The sequence below is a fragment of the Gardnerella sp. CCPDSM genome (assembly GCF_056754715.1).
In genome coordinates, this window is sequence record NZ_JBQEQO010000070.1 from 1 (window position 1) to 485 (window position 485).

Annotated in this window: 1 protein-coding gene; it reads left to right on the forward strand. The window is 34.0% G+C overall.

What is annotated here, in order from left to right; translation table 11 throughout:
- Positions 1–92 precede the first annotated feature (92 nt).
- Entirely contained in the window at positions 93–386 is a 294-nt protein-coding gene (locus ACTJLE_RS06575) for a DUF2089 family protein (RefSeq protein WP_004134118.1), read from the forward strand.
- The last annotated feature ends 99 nt before the right edge of the window (positions 387–485 follow it).

Below are 485 nucleotides of genomic sequence, written 5' to 3' on the forward strand. Positions count from 1 at the left end.
ATGTTTATTCTTGACAAACTCATACAACAACTTTAATATTTTTAATAAAAGTTTAATTTAATTAAAGTTTATAGGCTGAAGAAAGGGGTGATATGGATCATATTCCAAGATGGATGGCTAATCTCACAGACGAAGACATGTCGTTTATAAAGAACTTTGTATTATCGTCTGGATCGTTAAAAGAAATGTCGCAAATGTATCAAGTCTCTTACCCAACGATGAGAATCAGGCTTAACAGGCTCATTGAAAAAATTCGAATAAGCGACAATGAACCAGAAGACCCGTTCGTTCTTTTAGTAAAGAGTCTTGCTATTGACGATAAATACGATGTTGACACAGCTCGAACACTCATAAACGAATATAGAAAAAGAAAGGATGAATCATGAGCTATGCATTATTTGGTCCGATAATTGACATTCTTATCGCACTTGCCATATGTGCTTTAGTGTTCTTTATTGCAAGAAGTCTTATTCGATATGCGCATT